Genomic DNA, 15,724 nt, shown 5'->3' on the forward strand with positions numbered 1-15,724 from the left:
AGGGAGTGTAAAGGTGTTTGCACAACTGGTACAGGCTTTTTTACGTGTGGGCGAGGGGCGGTTTTCCGAACACCCCCTCACATACACCCCAGGGCAAATCGTGATCGGGGAAGTTGTCAGGACGTTGAGCGACCGGGAAGTCGTCGTCAAGATACATAACCAGACGTTTCGCGCTGTGACGGAAGTTCCGCTCAAAGCGCAGACACACCACTGGTTTCAAGTTCAGTCCGATCCTGACCACCTGGTCTTAAAAGTGGTGACGGACCGAAACACGGCGAAGCCAATCGTGCCGCCGACGGTTCCCGCGCTGTTAAAAAGCTGGGGGCTTACAGTCACCAGGCAACGCGTAGAAGCGGCCAATTTCCTTATCCGGCATGATCTCCCGCTCACGCGGCAATCCCTTGAGCAGCTGGCAACTGTTTGGCTGCGACTCGGACAGTCGGCGGAAACAGAGCGAGCCGTTTTGTTGTCCCTTGCCAAGCGGCTCCCGCTCAATGTGCCCATCGTTTCAGCCATCCACCAGTTTACGTCAGGTCCGCCGTTGTCGTCCCAGCTATCCAAGTTGAAGCAACGGCTACAACAGTGGGTCGAGACGGGAAGTACCCTTGAATCTAGTACGAAAGCCGAGGTCGCATCGGCTTTAAAACAGATAGAAGCGGTGATCAGATTCAACACACACCGTTCGGCGCAAGGGTCGGCCAATTCGACAGCGACGGCTCTCCCTCAAGGTGGAACGCACAGCGTCGTGACAGCGCCTCACACCTACGCACCCGACGGGGAGACTGCCAAAACTACGTACGGGTTGAGACCCGGTCAAGCCTCTCCAGATGCGCTCCACGTCCCCCGTTCTGCGCCTTCTCATCCTACCGCACAAGGGCGCACCTCAACTGGTGGCATTCCGGACTGGCCAAGCGAATCGGCTGCAGGGAGTCAAAGCGACCCCCTCGTGACCGTTCCATTCATACAAAAGTGGTTCAAAACGATCGGCGTGGACCGGGAGTGGAACGTCTTCCGCCTGATTCGCAGCGTGCCAGATCGACCATCGCACAGCGCACTGGCTGGAGAAACAAGCGTATCCAGTCTGAAAGAAAGTTTGATGCGTTTACTGCAACTTCCCATTCCCCCCACGCGCGGAAGGTGGCCGAAAACGCCGTCCAGTACATCACGGGGCAGCAACTGTTACTCAGCACGCCTCACGACGCAAACTGGCAGTACGTGCTCCTGCATCTTCCGCTTTATGCTGCCGAAGGTCGCGATGCTTCTGTTCACGTGTGGACTCGTCGCACGTCAAAGGGGAAATTGGATCAAGATAACTGCCGGGTGATGTTGCAACTGGAGTTGGAGCGATTGGGTCCAAGCTGTTTGATTGTCCACATTGTCGACCGTGTCGTGCACGTCGAGTGGTATTCGGACGACATTCGTTTGGAGGAGCAGATGCGTCCCTTCGAGTCGGATCTGCGCGAACGACTGGCGGCGACCGGGTACCGGTTGTCCAATGTCACCGTTTATCCACTGTCTCAGCAGCGAGAAAAGGTGAACGCAGCGGTGCACCCCTTGACGCTAGCCGGAAAAAAAGGAGTCGACATTCGCATATGAATCGGAACCAACCGTCTTCTCTTCCGAAGGCCGTCGCTTTGCGTTATCTCCCCCATGAAGACAGGGCACCGCGAGTGACAGCAAAAGGATCGGGAAAAGTGGCCGAAGAAATCTTGGAATTGGCAAAGAAACACGGAATTCCCATCCAAAAGGACGCTACCCTCGTTTCGGTCCTGTCTCAACTGGAGTTGAATGAACACATACCGGAAGACCTGTACCAAGTGGTGGCGGAAATTCTCGCCTTCGTATACCGGATGGATCGCCAGGAGGGTTCAAAAGGTGGACACACGTAAAATGACGGGGCAGCGAGGAGAGAAAATCGCGCAAGCGTTCCTTCGACAACAAGGATGGACAATCCTTGACGTGAACTGGCGATCACGTATCGGAGAGCTGGACATTGTGGCCATCCCGCCGGACAAACCTTGTCTCGTCATTGTGGAAGTGCGTACAAAGCGAAGCCCCCGTTTCGGTACCGCTGCAGAGTCCGTCGACTACCGCAAACAGCAAAAAGTCCGGCGACTCGGCTTGCAGTACGCCCAGCGACATCGGCTGTTGGACATGCCGTTGCGGTTTGACGTCGTAACCGTTACCCTGTCTTCTGGCAAACCGGATATTGTCCACATCCCCGGCGCTTTTTAACGTGCACGCGCACTGTCAACGCTGTTCTCGAAACGCGTCGAGCAAATCGCTGTAAAGTTCGTCTCCCCCGACGTGAACGCGGAGCGTCACCGTTTTTTCGTCGCGGAGGTGAAGGTGGTACAACTGCTTGACGAGCAGTTGAAATACACGTTTGATGTCCTGTTTTACAGGGCCCTTCACATCGACAAAAATACTGTACAGGTGGGATTGGTCGACTTTTTGGAAGGGGACCTCCATGGCGGCGAGAACGTCCTCCAGTCCTTTTAAGATTGCGGACATCCAATGGGGAACTGGCTTGTCCTTCTCCATAAAGTGAACCGTCACACACATGATGGGCAGGCGGTCCAGCTCTCGTTCCGACAGCTGAAGATCCGTCGAAGGACGGGGGTGAAAGTAAAAAAACTCGATATGCATGCGGTGCCGTTCATCCGATTGTTCTCTGAAAGCGCGTCCCTCTGATGAGTCACCGTCACCCGGGTGAACCTTTTGCTCCGGGTCGTTCGGCAGTTCCTCGCGATGCGGCTCAATCAGTTGTTTGATTTTGGACAGCAACCGTATCCCTCCAAACGTGTAATACTAGCTCCATAAACCATAACGATTCTATCAAGGTTTTCGTTTTCTGTACAGACGTCCGTACCCGCGTTTGGACGTCAGCAAAGGGTGACAACGATCCCTCGACATTCCTCTCCCGTGCGAACGAGACAGCAGGTGCTGATGTTGTAAACACGGTCGCACACGGTACGTTCCGCTAGATAGATCTCTATGCCGTCTATCCCACTGCAAAAGGAATAGACTCTTCCTGAAATGGCATAAAAATGTCACAAGGTGGTGCGGTTAAACCTTGCTTTTGTGCGAGCCTATTCATTATCATTAAAGATGTTACCGTTGGAAAACTTCTCTGTCTTTTGCTTAAGGAGCGATTATGAGTGTGCGTCAGTTGAAACTGAGTCTTCCGTTTGCGTTGTTATATCAAACGTATCGCCATGTATTTCCCCTCGTGCACCAGGAGCTGAAGCACTGGCGCACCGAAGCGGAAAACATTCCGGACTCGGAATTGAGAAGACAAGCAATCGCCAGTATGACGACCAAACAATTTCACTGCGAAGGCGGCAGCATATATGCCGTCACTGGAACGAAGTACCGTCGACAACTAGTGAAGTTAATCGTCGCTTTTCAAACGATCAGCGACTATTTAGACAATTTGTGTGACCGCAGCACGTCTTTGGACCCACGAGACTTTCGCCAATTACATCAGTCGATGTTAGATGCGATCAATCCAGACGAATCCGTCAAAGATTACTATCAGTACCGGAAGGAAAAGGAGGATGGGGGATACTTAAGTCACCTGGTCCAAGCGTGTCAGGAGCAAATTCGTCAATTTCCCCACTACGACCTCGTATACCAAGAAATACGGCGATTCGTCTCCCTCTACTGCGATCTGCAGGTGTACAAACACGTCGACCCTCGGGAGCGAGAACTGCTGCTGAAACGATGGTGGCAGACGTACCGGCCAGACTACCCGGAACTTAGATGGTACGAGTTTTCCGCAGCCACAGGATCCACGCTTCTAGTGTTTATGTTGTTTAAAGTTGCATGCGAGACGGACCCGGACCGAGAGCGAGTGCAACAAATCGTTCAAGCTTATTTTCCCTGGGTGTGTGGACTACATATACTGTTGGACTACTTGATCGACCAAGGCGAGGATGAGGTAGGAGGCGACCTGAACTTTTGTTCGTACTATAAAAGCACGTCCGACACGATTGCACGGCTGCAATACTTTCGCGAACAGGCGCGAAAGCACCTCCATTCTTTATCTGACCGTTCCTTTCACACCATGGTTGTAGAAGGCCTGTTAGGCCTGTACTTATCAGATAAAAAGGTGCGCGAACAGCCCTTAGTATCGGCTGTGTCCCACGGAATCTTAAAGCGATCTCGCTGGTCGACTGTTTTGTTTTACCTTAACAGCCGGCTGTATCGTTTTGTCACAAACTAGTCCACATGATCAGTCACATAATTGCCTCGTATGAGAATATAAATAAAAAGAACCTAGAGAAGGTGGCGCTTCTCTAGGTTCTGTAGGGAAAAGCCTTCATCACTCGTCATGGCCAGGTGGGGGCTTTTTTCCCTTTTTTCGGCGCCCCATAAATTGGATGATGGAGTCTAGGAGGCGGATGACAGCGGCGAAGAGCAAGATCCAATCATCCATATGATTCACCTCCTTATTAATGGGCGAATCAGTACAGGGTTACTACATCTTTATGCTGTTTGTGTACACAATATGGCAATAGGACGAAAAAACGTTCGGTTTTTTTTTAACTCTTAAATAATTATTAGGGAACTGGTGGGATTGGAACGTGTGGATGGCGACGTTGAGGCAGATTTAAGTAGATAGTTTAGAGAAGTTTAGAATGTGATGTGTATTTCTGCAACTACATTGTACCAATTGAAGGGTGTGTTCGTAAATACTTTATTCCAAAAATTTTTATTACATGATTAAAATTTAGATTTAACTTATCATTTTAACGGAGTGAATATCTTTTGCGGGAACGGATATGCTAAAAGGAGATTCTCAAAGAAGGAGGAGTCGTTGATTGGATCGTTTGGCGTTAATTTTGCTCATTGTGGGCGCCCTCAACTGGGGGTTAGTCGGACTGTTTAAATTTGATCTGGTTGCGTCCCTGTTCGGCGGAGAATTTTCCGTTTTGAGCCGCATTGTGTATACAATCGTCGGCATCGCCGGGATATACGGGATTTCCCTTTTATTTCGTGACAGGGAAGCGGCTGGGGAATCAAGCTAACCTTAACATGTTCTAAGAAAAGCCGAGGGACCTCGGCTTTTTTGTGTGTGCGAGTAGAATCCCTCGTGTAGGACCAATTGAAAATTCGGTGTGTGATCGTGAGTTTCACTGTTGACCGAAGGGGGATTTATGAGTTAGTCTAGAATTAAAGTAAATAGGTGTGGTGGTGAGACGGAGGAGATGAACACTGAACCCCTTGAACCGGCTGGGGATTGGTGTGCATCTTTTTTTATTATGGAGATTCGTCAAAAGGTCATTCCTGCTATACGCCGCATGAAAGACTTTGAATATGCTCTGGAACTCCCGGTGGAGTACGTCGTGTTGCTGGACAGTTCACTCACAAATTTGCACAACATCGTGCATTACGTGCAACAGCAGGATAAAAAAATACTGGTTCACGCCGATTTAATTGAAGGGCTTAAAACAGACGAATACGCAATCGATTACCTCGCCCAGCACGTGAAACCGGACGGTATTATATCGACGCGTCGCAACGTGATTTTGTCGGCAAAAAAATACGGCATCATCAGCATCTTACGTCTGTTTTTGATCGACAGTTTAGCCATGGAATCCGGAGTTCAAAATGCTCGCAGTACCGAACCGAACTTTATCGAGGTACTGCCAGGCGTCGCTTTTTCAGCGATCCGTGAGGTGAATCGTTTAACTGGGATTCCAATTATTACAGGGGGCCTGATCAAAAAAGAAGAAGACGTCGAAGCGGCGCTAGCGGCCGGAGCCGTGAGCGTGTCCACATCGAAAAAAGCGTTGTGGACTTTAAAGTTGAAACAGTGATGAAAGGCGCCAGGCCGTTCATACAATTATCAACAAAACGCGTAAGGAGGAGTACATATGGAAAGAGAGACGTTCATTTTAGCCCTTGACCAAGGGACGACGAGTTCACGGGCGATTCTGTTTGACCGGCAAGGCCATGTGAGGGGGACATCGCAACGGGAATTTAAACAGTACTTTCCGAAGCCGGGGTGGGTGGAACATGACGCCAACGAAATATGGGGCAGCGTGTTGGCCGTCATGGCTGATTTGTTCGGAAAGACTGGAATCGAACCGCAACAAGTGGCGGCTATCGGCATTACGAACCAGCGCGAAACAACTGTCGTGTGGGACAAGGAGAGCGGGAAGCCGATCTACCGTGCCCTCGTCTGGCAAAGTCGACAAACGGCAGACATTTGCCGAGAACTGGAAGAAAGGGGTTACAGTGAGACGGTGAGACAGAAGACCGGACTGCTCATCGACGCTTACTTTTCAGGAACGAAAGTCAAGTGGATTCTTGACCATGTGGAAGGAGCCAGGGAGAGGGCGGAGCGGGGAGAGCTGTTGTTCGGGACGATCGACAGCTGGCTGATTTGGAAACTGTCGGGCGGCAAAGCCCACGTCACAGATTACACGAACGCCTCCCGAACCCTGATGTACAACATTTACGAATTAGAATGGGACGAAGAGTTGCTGGCCATGTTGGGCGTACCCAAAACGATGCTACCAGAAGTCCGTTCGTCCAGTGAAGTGTACGCCCGTACAGTCCCTTACCATTTCTTTGGTCACGAAGTGCCTATTGCCGGTGTAGCCGGCGACCAACAGGCAGCTCTGTTCGGGCAAGCGTGTTTTGACAGCGGCATGGCTAAAAACACGTACGGAACGGGATGCTTCCTGCTGATGAATACCGGAAAAAAGGCTGTCGCATCTCAAAATGGGTTGCTGACAACCATCGCCTGGGGTGTCGACGGTCGCGTGGAATACGCGTTAGAGGGCAGTATTTTTGTCGCTGGAGCGGCGATCCAATGGCTCCGCGACGGGCTCAGAATGTTCAAAGAAGCCAAGGAGTCCGAGGCGTACGCCATGAAGGTCGACTCATCGGAAGGTGTGTACATGGTGCCGGCATTCGTCGGACTGGGGGCTCCCTACTGGGACAGCGACGTGCGCGGCGCTGTATTCGGTCTGACCCGGGGACAGAGAAGGAGCACTTCGTCCGGGCAACCCTCGAATCCCTTGCGTACCAGACGCGCGATGTGCTGACGGCGATGGAGAGCGATTCCGGCATCCGCTTGCAGGAACTGCGTGTAGACGGAGGGGCTGTAGCGAACGATTTTTTGATGCAGTTTCAGGCGGACATTTTGGGTTCATCCGTTGAACGTCCCAAAGTTTTGGAGACGACGGCGCTCGGTGCCGCTTATTTGGCCGGCCTCGCTGTCGAATTTTGGAAAGACAAAGAAGAAATTAAGTCAAACCGAGCCGTAGAAAAGCGGTTCGTCCCTGAAATGGATCAAGGGACGCGGGATAAACTGTACACGGGTTGGAAAAAAGCGGTACAAGCGGCGATGCATTTTAAATAGCGGATTGAGTCCGACGTGAAAGGGCCCTTTTGCGAGGGGCCTTTTTGCGTTTATCCCCTCATGTCGTCGTTCAGCTTTTTCAATCTTTTTTCAACGTCTCTCTTTTGGGGGGCGGGCTTTTTTTCAGTGAAGATTCCAGTTTCTTTAATTCGGCAAAGATTTTGCTGTCCGTCGTCACGTGGATCTCGTGTTTCGGATACGCGTTTCTCAGTTTTCCGTGGACGTCTTTGCGAATACTTTGCAGACGGAGGCGGTTGAAATTGCTTACGCGGACGGCTACCGAGAGGTCCTTGTCAGTGGCGACAGCTGCCGCTTCATCCACCCGATTGTTTTGTAAGGCGATCTGTTTCGCCTCCTCAGACGTTTGAATATGTAAATTGGGCCGTTTTTGGGACAACTGCTCTACTTGCTGGGGAGATAACGGTTCTTGCGTCGTGGCGCCGCAACTTGCAAGGGCCAGTGTGAGGACGACACAACTGGCGATGGCGAATGTCTTCTTCATCTCATTCATACCCCTTTCCACTAACATGTTTTGCATAAAAAAATGTTTTATAACATGTTTTGCATAAAAAAATGTTTTATAACATGTTTTGCATAAAAAAATGTTTTATGTATCACAATCAAAATGTCAGACCATCAAACGGAGCAGCTTGACATGTTGGAGGACCTGGACGATTCCTCTTGACCCTCAAGAACCGTTGCGAACAGTTCGTGACGGACCGGAGGATATACGGGATGCCGTTGTCAAACGAACGAAAGCTTTTTTTGACGAAAACGAGGTGAATCAGATGTCCGACCAAAAGAAAAAAAAGTTGAAGGAAGTCCAAGAAGACTATCAGGCATTTGCTAAAGACCGCGAAATTAAGCGACCTGTCGCGAAAAATTGTCTGATGGCCTTTCTCTTCGGAGGAACAGTCTGCCTCATCGGGCAATGCATTCAGACGTTTTATATGCGGTTTTTTGAGTTTACGGAGAAAACGGCCAGTGACCCGACAGTCGCGACCCTTATTTTCATTTCGGCATTGTTGACAGGTTTGGGCGTCTACGACCATATCGGGCAAGTGGCTGGGGCCGGAACTGCTGTCCCCGTTACTGGTTTCGCCAATTCCATCACTTCTGCAGCGATCGAACACCGGACAGAGGGGTATGTACTCGGCGTGGGCGGCAACATGTTCAAGTTAGCCGGATCGGTGATCGTGTTTGGTGTTGTCGCGGCTTTCGTTATCGCCATTGTGAAGACGATCGTTCAAGGATTAGGGGGATTGTCGTGATCCAGGGGAGAACGTGGGTTTTCCAAAATCGTCCCGTCATTACGGCTGCTGCCGCGATCGGAGGTCCCTTTGAAGCGAAAGGGCCGCTTGCGGAAGACTTCGACGTGTTGCACGAGGATCTGTGGCTCGGCGAGGACAGTTTTGAAAAAGCGGAGAAAAAACTTCTGGAACAAGCGTGCGAGCGTGCCGTCGACAAAGCTGGCATGCAAAAGGAAGATATCCAGTTCGTCATGTCGGGAGATTTAATGAACCAAATTATCTCCAGCAGTTTTGCGGCGCGCACGATGGCAGTGCCTTACATCGGCCTTTTTGGCGCATGTTCGACGTCGATGGAAGGATTAGCTTTGGCTGCGCTGCTCGTAGACAGTGGCAACGCAGAACGTACGATGGCGGCGACAGCGAGCCACAATGCCACGGCGGAGAAGCAGTACCGCTATCCGACGGAGTACGGCGGTCAGAAACCCCCGACAGCACAATGGACGGTGACGGGAGCAGCGGCGGCAGTCGTCACATCAGAGGGGGCGGGACCCCGTGTGACGGCGGCGACCATTGGCCGCATCGTGGATATGGGGCTGAAAGACCCTTTCAACATGGGAGGGGCGATGGCGCCCGCCGCCACGGATACTCTTGAAGCCCATTTCCGCGATTTGGGGCTTTCAGAAACGGAATACGACCTCATTTTAACAGGGGATTTGGGAAAAATTGGTTTCAGGACGATGGTGGACCTTTTAGATGAACACGGCTTACAGTTGCCGCAAGACCGTTTGAACGACTGCGGGCTGATGATTTACAGCGAGGAACAGCCGGTTCAGGCGGGCGCCAGCGGCGCCGCGTGCTCGGCTTGCGTCACGTACGGTCACGTTTTAAACCGCATGCGGTCAGGTGAACTGAACAAAGTGCTCATTGTGGCGACCGGGGCTCTCCATTCGCCCATCAGTTATCAGCAGAAGGAGAGCATTCCTTGTATCGCACACGCCGTCGCCATCGAAGCGGGGTAGTCCATCATGCGGAAGGTGCGGTGCCATCACGTCACGGGTAAGGTCTCTGTCGAGGATAACGCTACAAGGAGGATGAACGAAGGATGATCTTTTTCTGGGCCTTTGTCGTCGGGGATTGATTTGTGTCGTGGGTCAACTCATGCTCGACGTGCTGAAGCTCACACCTGCTCACATGACAAGTATTCTCGTGGTCATCGGGGCACTTTTGGACGGTTTTGGTCTGTACGAACCGCTCATTGACTTCGCTGGCGCCGGCGCGACCGTGCCGATCACGAGCTTTGGCAATTCCCTCGTGCACGGAGCGATGGCTGAAGCGGAACAGCACGGATTAATCGGGGTCATAACCGGAATTTTTGAAGTGACGAGCGCCGGTATTTCGGCGGCGATTATTTTCGGTTTTCTAGCTGCTTTGCTGTTTAAACCGAAGGGATAGAAAAGCCGGAGTCGTCATTTTTCTCCGGCTTTTACGCGTGGATCGTCTCTTTTTCTAATTTGTACCGGTTTAACGGGTGGTTGCGGCATTTTTCAGAACAGGAGCGTTTGTACTTCTCCTCGCACTCGTGGCAGCAGATGTGGTGGAAATGGCACTCCGGGTTGGCACAGTTGACGTAGCGCTCTTCCGGCTTGCCACAGTAATAGCACTGACCGACCACCTTGTGCTCCACCTGGTTGATCGGCACGGAAATTCTTTCGTCAAACACGTAGCACTTGCCGTCAAACAACCGGCCTTTCACTTCCGGATCTTTACCGTACGTCACAATCCCCCCGTCTAGTTGGGAGACGTCTTTGAACCCTTCTCTTAAGAAAAATCCCGATAGCTTCTCACAACGGATACCGCCCGTACAGTACATGATCACTTTTTTGTCTTTGTACTGGCTTAAGTTTTTGCGCGCCCATTCCGGGTATTCCCTGAACGTCCTCACTTCCGGCTTGATGGCTCCCCGGAAATGGCCGATATCGTACTCGTAGTCGTTGCGAGCGTCGATGACGACGACATCGTCGCGCTGCAAGTGCTCGTAAAATTCCTTTGGAGAGAGCCGTTTACCGCTCAGTTTGTTTGGGTCCACGTCCTCTTCCAAGCGCAACGTGACCAGTTCCCTTTTTGGTTTGACAGAGAGCCGTTTAAAGGCGTGTCCGTCTGCTTCATCCACTTTAAATACCATATCTTGAAACCGCGGGTCCCCGTGCATCGCCCTCATGTAGATGTCGGTCTGTTCAGTCGTGCCTGAAACGGTTCCGTTGATCCCTTCTTCTGCGATTAAAATGCGCCCTCTCAATCCGAGCTCTTTACAAAATCGCAAATGGTCTTCAGCGTACTGACGGGGATCTTCAATGTGCACGTATTTGTAATACAGCAAAATTCTGTACGGTTTACTGTTTGGCATGTCGCTTCACCCTATCCACATGTGGAGTAAATGGACTGACGCCATATATATTAGCATATCCACTTGGCGTGTGCCACGGCTTGAGACACAGTTGTCACCGGGGGCGGGATCAGAGTTTGCCGCGATGCGGACGGAGAGTGATGTCATCCAAAGGGGTGAACTTCAATGAAGACGGAGGCAAGATGTGTTAACATGATGGAAAAGACAAAACGAGGTGAATGCCGTTGGCAGAGTGGAAAGAAATGAAAACGTTAGCGGATTGGGAAGACGTGCTGTCCCAATCAGAATCTCAGCCTGTATTCGTGTTTAAACACAGTACGACGTGTCCGATCAGCGCGAACGCGTGGAAGGAGTTTACGGCGTACTTGGAAAGTGAACCGCGGGAAGATGTCTCTTATGTGATGGTGAAGGTCATAGAGTCCCGTGATGTCTCGAACAAAATTGCGAACGACCTCGGCGTGAAACACGAGTCGCCGCAAGCCATCGTGGTGAAAGATCGGAAAGAAACGTGGAATCGCTCCCACTGGGACATTACGCAACAAAGCATTCGGGAGGCTCTCAGTTAACACGCTTAAAAAATGACACTCCTTATTCTCGAAAAAGTGATGACCGAGGCGAACATAAAGAGACGACCTGAAGGAGAAGGGGTTACGAATCGGCTGGAGGGCGATCGTATTCGTAGGCTGCGATTGCAAACTCGATGGCGAGGCGTTTCTCGGGGAGCATGAAATCAGATCCGAGCATCTCTTCCAGCTTTTCCAAGCGGTTGTACAACGTTTGACGGACGATGTACAGCTTCGCGGCTGTCTCCTGTTTCGACCCGTTACAGGCGAGGAACACTTTAAGTGTTTTCATCATCTCGCCGCCATGTTTTTGGTCGTATTCAATGACAGGTCGCAAATAGTCCATCATAAATTCGTAAAGTCTGTCCGTATCTTGAAAACCGGAGATGATGCGGAGAATGTGTAGATCGTCATAAAAGACGTCTTCCCCCTCACCTGTTTTTTGTTGAATGTTTAACGCTTCCTGAGCGGTCTGGAAGCTTTTGTGCAAACGGCTCAGTTGTGCCACGCGCTTGCCAATGCCAAATTGCACAGAAGGAGCGGGGAGTCGGAGAGACTGTTTGACAGATTGAATCCCCTTTTGGATACGCTGTTTCCAGTTTTCTTCTAACCCGTGGTCGATGAGAATGTACACGATGCGTTTATCGTCGCCGATTGGGAACAGCGAAAAACGCTGTCCGGAAAATGCCGTGCGAGAGACGATGCTCAACCGCGCAAAAGTCGAATCGCGCAAAGGTTCATGACCGAACGCCAGGATACACGCGACGACGCCATTCGCCTTTTCTGATGCATGATGTGTGAGAAGATGGCGGCGTACGTCTTCTTCTCCGAACTTTCCCTCTAGCCAGTCGCGGATCCAACGCTCCTCTTGGAGGTGTTGTTGCTTCGCCTCATGTATGACGGTATGCAAATCTTGTGTGATGTCGATAAAGCGGACCTCGTTCGGGAATACGATGAGGGGAAGTCGTGTTCGTCTGCCAGCTTGCGCATATCGTCTGGAATATCTTTGAAAACGAGTCCGAGTTCGACACACAGACCGGCACAATCCCGCTCGATGAGCTGCTTGAGAAAAGAAAGGCGGCTCGCTTTCGTTTTTCCCCACCCGACCCCAGTGGTGAGAATGAGCTCATTCCCGTTGAGCAAGTGGCGGATTTCCTTCACTTCTACGATGTGAACCCAGTTCACGACTCGGTAAACGCCCTTTTGGCCTGATATGAGCGTCGCGCTTTTAAAGTGCGGGCGTTGCAGTACGTCGCGAACCGTCAGTTTAAAGGAATAGGCCATGTCATTCCTCCCTTTCTGTCATGTGAAAGTAAACCGGGTGGCGAAGGTTTTGTGCGAAGATAGGGACTGTTTACACAATGTCAAATCGTGCAGTGAAAACGATTAACACATTGCATAATGATATTGGTAGCGCTGTCATTTATATTGTATGTGTAAGCTTATTCTATCACAGCTTTCATCACTTGCGAATTAATCGCCTGTTAAGGAAGGGATAAGATGAATACTGCGACTAAAAGCGTTTCACTGCTTAAAAATTACATCGGCGGAAAATGGGTGACGGCCGAGACAGACCGGGAAGAAGTCGTCCCCAATCCGGCTACAGGTGAACCGCTGGCACGGGTGCCGATCTCGCGTAACGCCGATGTGGAGAAGGCTGTACAGGCTGCACGGGAGGCGTTCGACACGTGGAGACGCACACCGATTCCGAAACGAGCCAGAATGATGTTCCGCTATCACCAGCTATTGACAGAGCACCATGACGAACTGGCCAAAATGGTTACGCTAGAAAACGGTAAGAGCTACAAAGAAGCGTACGGCGAGGTGCTGCGGGGAATCGAGTGCGTCGAGTTTGCGGCGGGCGTTCCCACGCACATGATGGGAGAAACGTTATCGACCATCGCGGGCGACATCGATTCAGAAATGTTTCGCTACCCACTCGGCGTCGTTGGCGGCATCACGCCGTTTAACTTTCCGATGATGGTACCGTGCTGGATGTTTCCGCTGGCCATCGCCTGTGGCAACACGTTTGTTCTGAAGCCGTCGGAGCGGACCCCGATGTTGGCAAACAAACTAGCTGAATTGCTGACACAAGCAGGGTTGCCTGACGGGGTGTTGAACGTCGTGCACGGGGCCCATGACGTAGTGAATGGCTTGCTGGAACACCCAGACGTTAAAGCCATTTCGTTTGTCGGATCGCAGCCGGTGGCGAAATACGTCTACGAAACGGCAGCCGCCAACGGCAAACGCGTGCAAGCCCTGGCCGGAGCTAAGAACCACCATATCGTCATGCCCGACGCCAATATCGAAAAAACGGTTGAAAGCATTGTCAACTCTGCCTTCGGCAGTGCCGGTGAACGGTGCATGGCGTGCAGCGCCGTCGTCGTCGTCGGAGACAATGACGCATTTGTTCAGGCGTTAAAGGACAAAGCGGATGGAATCACAATGGGCGACGGGATGGAAGATGGGGTATTGTTAGGCCCCCTCATTCGTGAATCCCACAGGAAGAAAGTGCTCGACTACATTGAAAAAGGAATTGAAGAAGGGGCGGTGCTCATTCGCGACGGGCGTCAGGACATGCACGCGTTTAAACAGGGATATTTCCTGGGGGCGACGATATTCGACCGTGTCAAGCCGGAGATGACTATTGCGCGGGAAGAAATTTTTGCCCCGGTCTTAAGCTTACTGCGGGCGAACGACCTCGATGAAGCAATGCAAACTGTAAACCGCTCCAGGTATGGCAATGCCGCCGTCATTTACACTGACAGCGGAAAAGCAGTGCGCAAATTCAGAGAAGAAGTAGAGGCTGGAATGCTCGGAGTGAACGTTGGAGTGCCGGCTCCGATGGCGTTTTACCCGTTTTCTGGATGGAAAGATTCGTTTTACGGCGATCTCCACGCGAACGGTAAAGACGGGATCGAATTTTACACTCGCAAAAAAATGATTACGTCGCGTTACGTTTAGTTTCTGAAGGAGGGGGTCACGTGATGATTGTCGGTGTGCCGAAAGAAATCAAAAATAACGAAAACCGTGTGGCGATTACCCCTGCCGGCGTTACCGAATTTGTAAAGGCCGGACACGGTGTCGTCGTAGAAAAAGGGGCAGGCGAAGGCAGCGGTTTTTCAGATGCAGCGTACCGTGAAGCTGGGGCGAGCATCGCCTCGGTGCAAGAAGTTTGGAATCAAGCTGACATGATTCTGAAAGTGAAGGAACCGCTGGAGTCTGAGTACGCTTATTTCAGGGAAGAACTGATCATCTTTGCGTACTTACACCTTGCGGCTGCTGGAAATCTCGCGTACGAGCTGATGAAGCACAACGTGCATGCCATCGCCTACGAGACGATTCAGCTCCCCGACGGTTCTCTTCCTTTACTCCAGCCGATGAGTGAAGTGGCCGGGCGTCTGTCGGTCCAGATCGGCGCTCACTATTTAGAGAAACACAACGGCGGACGCGGGGTTTTACTGGGAGGTGTCCCCGGTGTTGCACAAGGAAACGTCGTCATCGTCGGCGGCGGGGTCGTGGGGACGAACGCGGCCAAAATGGCGTTAGGTCTCAGGGCGAATGTGACCGTTTTGGAAAACAATCCGAAGCGACTGCGCCAGTTGGATGACCTGTTCGCAGGTCAAGTGCATGTTCTCATGTCGAACGCGTACAACATCGCCGCCGCTGTCAAAGAAGCGGACTTGCTGATCGGAGCGGTCTTGTTGCCTGGGGCCAAAGCGCCGCAACTCGTTACGGAAGAGATGGTCAGACAAATGAAAAGAGGATCTGTCATCGTGGACGTCGCGGTGGACCAGGGGGGATGCATTGCCACCGTTGACCGGGTGACGACACACGACGCCCCTGTTTACGAAAAGTTCGGGGTACTGCATTACGCTGTGGCGAACATACCAGGAGCTGTCCCGTACACGTCCACATTGGCGTTGACGAATGCTACTGTGCCTTATGCGCTGCAAATAGCCAATAAAGGTTTAAAGCGGGCGATGGAAGAAAACGAGCCACTGCAAAAAGGACTGAATGTCAGCAGAGGGCGTGTGACCAACCAAACAGTGGCGAAATCGTTAGGCCTCGACCCGCATACGATGAACTGAACCAGACGATTGCGTTTGAAAACAGTAAAAGGAGAGGG

General features: G+C 51.6%; 17 protein-coding genes and 2 pseudogenes. 14 read left to right on the plus strand and 5 right to left on the minus strand.

Features of this window, described 5'->3' with window-relative positions; translation table 11 throughout:
- The first annotated feature begins 13 nt into the window (after positions 1-13).
- From B0W44_RS07150 to B0W44_RS07165, 4 genes are read left to right on the plus strand one after another with little or no spacing between them, the layout of a single operon-like run.
- Positions 14-1,324 (plus strand): hypothetical protein, encoded by a 1,311-nt coding sequence (locus tag B0W44_RS07150; RefSeq protein WP_077719461.1) that lies wholly within the window; start codon positions 14-16, stop codon positions 1,322-1,324.
- The gene (locus B0W44_RS07155) at positions 1,300-1,596 is read left to right on the plus strand and encodes a flagellar hook-length control protein FliK (RefSeq protein WP_149026945.1); all 297 of its coding nucleotides are present in this window, start codon (positions 1,300-1,302) and stop codon (positions 1,594-1,596) included. Before B0W44_RS07150 ends, B0W44_RS07155 begins: the two co-directional genes overlap by 25 nt.
- Positions 1,593-1,889: an EscU/YscU/HrcU family type III secretion system export apparatus switch protein gene (locus B0W44_RS07160; RefSeq protein WP_077719463.1), complete on the plus strand. Its 297-nt coding sequence runs from the start codon at positions 1,593-1,595 to the stop codon at positions 1,887-1,889. Before B0W44_RS07155 ends, B0W44_RS07160 begins: the two co-directional genes overlap by 4 nt.
- The gene (locus B0W44_RS07165; protein WP_077719464.1) at positions 1,876-2,235 is read left to right on the plus strand and encodes a YraN family protein; all 360 of its coding nucleotides are present in this window, start codon (positions 1,876-1,878) and stop codon (positions 2,233-2,235) included. Before B0W44_RS07160 ends, B0W44_RS07165 begins: the two co-directional genes overlap by 14 nt.
- Before the next feature lie 15 nt (positions 2,236-2,250).
- Here the strand turns inward: B0W44_RS07165 and B0W44_RS07170 are convergent, their stop codons facing one another.
- Positions 2,251-2,787 (minus strand): hypothetical protein, encoded by a 537-nt coding sequence (locus tag B0W44_RS07170; protein ID WP_077719465.1) that lies wholly within the window; start codon positions 2,785-2,787, stop codon positions 2,251-2,253.
- A gap of 370 nt (positions 2,788-3,157) precedes the next feature.
- Here B0W44_RS07170 and B0W44_RS07175 point away from each other — a divergent pair, with 370 nt between their 5' ends.
- The 4 genes and pseudogenes from B0W44_RS07175 to glpK all read left to right on the plus strand — a co-directional run bounded on the left by B0W44_RS07175 (position 3,158) and on the right by glpK (position 7,378).
- Complete coding sequence (locus B0W44_RS07175) at positions 3,158-4,228, plus strand: tetraprenyl-beta-curcumene synthase family protein (protein ID WP_077719466.1); 1,071 nt, start codon at positions 3,158-3,160, stop codon at positions 4,226-4,228.
- A 598-nt stretch (positions 4,229-4,826) separates the two neighbouring features.
- Positions 4,827-5,033, plus strand: a complete 207-nt coding sequence (locus B0W44_RS07180; RefSeq protein ID WP_077719467.1) for a DUF378 domain-containing protein — start codon at positions 4,827-4,829, stop codon at positions 5,031-5,033.
- 180 nt (positions 5,034-5,213) lie between these two features.
- Entirely contained in the window at positions 5,214-5,825 is a 612-nt protein-coding gene (locus B0W44_RS07185; protein WP_228441586.1) for a glycerol-3-phosphate responsive antiterminator, read from the plus strand.
- 57 nt (positions 5,826-5,882) lie between these two features.
- A pseudogene (gene glpK, locus B0W44_RS07190) lies at positions 5,883-7,378 on the plus strand (glycerol kinase GlpK).
- Between the two features lie 79 nt (positions 7,379-7,457).
- On the opposite strand, the gene B0W44_RS07195 reads toward glpK, so the two are convergent.
- The gene (locus B0W44_RS07195) at positions 7,458-7,880 is read right to left on the minus strand and encodes a YhcN/YlaJ family sporulation lipoprotein (RefSeq protein WP_169835465.1); all 423 of its coding nucleotides are present in this window, start codon (positions 7,878-7,880) and stop codon (positions 7,458-7,460) included.
- Between the two features lie 286 nt (positions 7,881-8,166).
- Between B0W44_RS07195 and spoVAC the strand changes: the two genes are divergently transcribed.
- The 3 genes and pseudogenes from spoVAC (at position 8,167) to spoVAE (ending at position 10,080) form a co-directional block, all read left to right on the plus strand.
- Positions 8,167-8,649: a stage V sporulation protein AC gene (spoVAC, locus tag B0W44_RS07200; RefSeq protein WP_077721287.1), complete on the plus strand. Its 483-nt coding sequence runs from the start codon at positions 8,167-8,169 to the stop codon at positions 8,647-8,649.
- Positions 8,646-9,647 (plus strand): stage V sporulation protein AD, encoded by a 1,002-nt coding sequence (spoVAD, locus tag B0W44_RS07205; protein WP_077719469.1) that lies wholly within the window; start codon positions 8,646-8,648, stop codon positions 9,645-9,647. Before spoVAC ends, spoVAD begins: the two co-directional genes overlap by 4 nt.
- A gap of 83 nt (positions 9,648-9,730) precedes the next feature.
- Positions 9,731-10,080: pseudogene (spoVAE, locus tag B0W44_RS07210) on the plus strand (stage V sporulation protein AE).
- Between the two features lie 31 nt (positions 10,081-10,111).
- On the opposite strand, the gene trhO reads toward spoVAE, so the two are convergent.
- On the minus strand, positions 10,112-11,032 hold the full coding sequence (gene trhO / locus B0W44_RS07215) for an oxygen-dependent tRNA uridine(34) hydroxylase TrhO (protein WP_077719470.1): 921 nt from the start codon (positions 11,030-11,032) through the stop codon (positions 10,112-10,114).
- Positions 11,033-11,250: 218 nt separating this feature from the next.
- On the opposite strand from trhO, the gene ytxJ reads away from it, so the two are divergent.
- The gene (ytxJ, locus tag B0W44_RS07220; RefSeq protein ID WP_077719471.1) at positions 11,251-11,598 is read left to right on the plus strand and encodes a bacillithiol system redox-active protein YtxJ; all 348 of its coding nucleotides are present in this window, start codon (positions 11,251-11,253) and stop codon (positions 11,596-11,598) included.
- 82 nt (positions 11,599-11,680) lie between these two features.
- On the opposite strand, the gene B0W44_RS07225 is transcribed toward ytxJ, so the two are convergent.
- Positions 11,681-12,505 carry a PucR family transcriptional regulator gene (locus tag B0W44_RS07225; RefSeq protein WP_149026947.1) on the minus strand — a complete coding sequence of 275 codons (825 nt, stop codon included), beginning with the start codon at positions 12,503-12,505 and terminating at the stop codon, positions 11,681-11,683.
- Positions 12,436-12,879 (minus strand): PucR family transcriptional regulator ligand-binding domain-containing protein, encoded by a 444-nt coding sequence (locus B0W44_RS07230; RefSeq protein ID WP_077719473.1) that lies wholly within the window; start codon positions 12,877-12,879, stop codon positions 12,436-12,438. Before B0W44_RS07230 ends, B0W44_RS07225 begins: the two co-directional genes overlap by 70 nt.
- A 216-nt stretch (positions 12,880-13,095) precedes the next feature.
- On the opposite strand from B0W44_RS07230, the gene B0W44_RS07235 reads away from it, so the two are divergent.
- Positions 13,096-14,559: a CoA-acylating methylmalonate-semialdehyde dehydrogenase gene (locus B0W44_RS07235; RefSeq protein ID WP_077719474.1), complete on the plus strand. Its 1,464-nt coding sequence runs from the start codon at positions 13,096-13,098 to the stop codon at positions 14,557-14,559.
- Positions 14,560-14,582: 23 nt separating this feature from the next.
- On the plus strand, positions 14,583-15,686 hold the full coding sequence (gene ald, locus B0W44_RS07240) for an alanine dehydrogenase (protein WP_077721288.1): 1,104 nt from the start codon (positions 14,583-14,585) through the stop codon (positions 15,684-15,686).
- The last annotated feature ends 38 nt before the right edge of the window (positions 15,687-15,724 follow it).

Origin of the sequence: Novibacillus thermophilus, assembly GCF_002005165.1 — a bacterium.
GTDB lineage: Bacteria > Bacillota > Bacilli > Thermoactinomycetales > Novibacillaceae > Novibacillus > Novibacillus thermophilus.

Bases quoted from the DNA above. Each gene is read 5' to 3' on its own strand.
- ald (WP_077721288.1), top strand. From the start codon at position 14,583: ATGATTGTCGGTGTGCCGAAAGAAATCAAAAATAACGAAAACCGTGTG.
- B0W44_RS07195 (WP_169835465.1), bottom strand. From the start codon at position 7,880: ATGAAGAAGACATTCGCCATCGCCAGTTGTGTCGTCCTCACACTGGCC.
- B0W44_RS07230 (WP_077719473.1), bottom strand. From the start codon at position 12,879: ATGGCCTATTCCTTTAAACTGACGGTTCGCGACGTACTGCAACGCCCG.
- trhO (WP_077719470.1), bottom strand. From the start codon at position 11,032: ATGCCAAACAGTAAACCGTACAGAATTTTGCTGTATTACAAATACGTG.
- spoVAC (WP_077721287.1), top strand. From the start codon at position 8,167: ATGTCCGACCAAAAGAAAAAAAAGTTGAAGGAAGTCCAAGAAGACTAT.
- ytxJ (WP_077719471.1), top strand. From the start codon at position 11,251: ATGCCGTTGGCAGAGTGGAAAGAAATGAAAACGTTAGCGGATTGGGAA.
- B0W44_RS07160 (WP_077719463.1), top strand. From the start codon at position 1,593: ATGAATCGGAACCAACCGTCTTCTCTTCCGAAGGCCGTCGCTTTGCGT.
- B0W44_RS07235 (WP_077719474.1), top strand. From the start codon at position 13,096: ATGAATACTGCGACTAAAAGCGTTTCACTGCTTAAAAATTACATCGGC.
- B0W44_RS07175 (WP_077719466.1), top strand. From the start codon at position 3,158: ATGAGTGTGCGTCAGTTGAAACTGAGTCTTCCGTTTGCGTTGTTATAT.
- B0W44_RS07185 (WP_228441586.1), top strand. From the start codon at position 5,214: ATGAACACTGAACCCCTTGAACCGGCTGGGGATTGGTGTGCATCTTTT.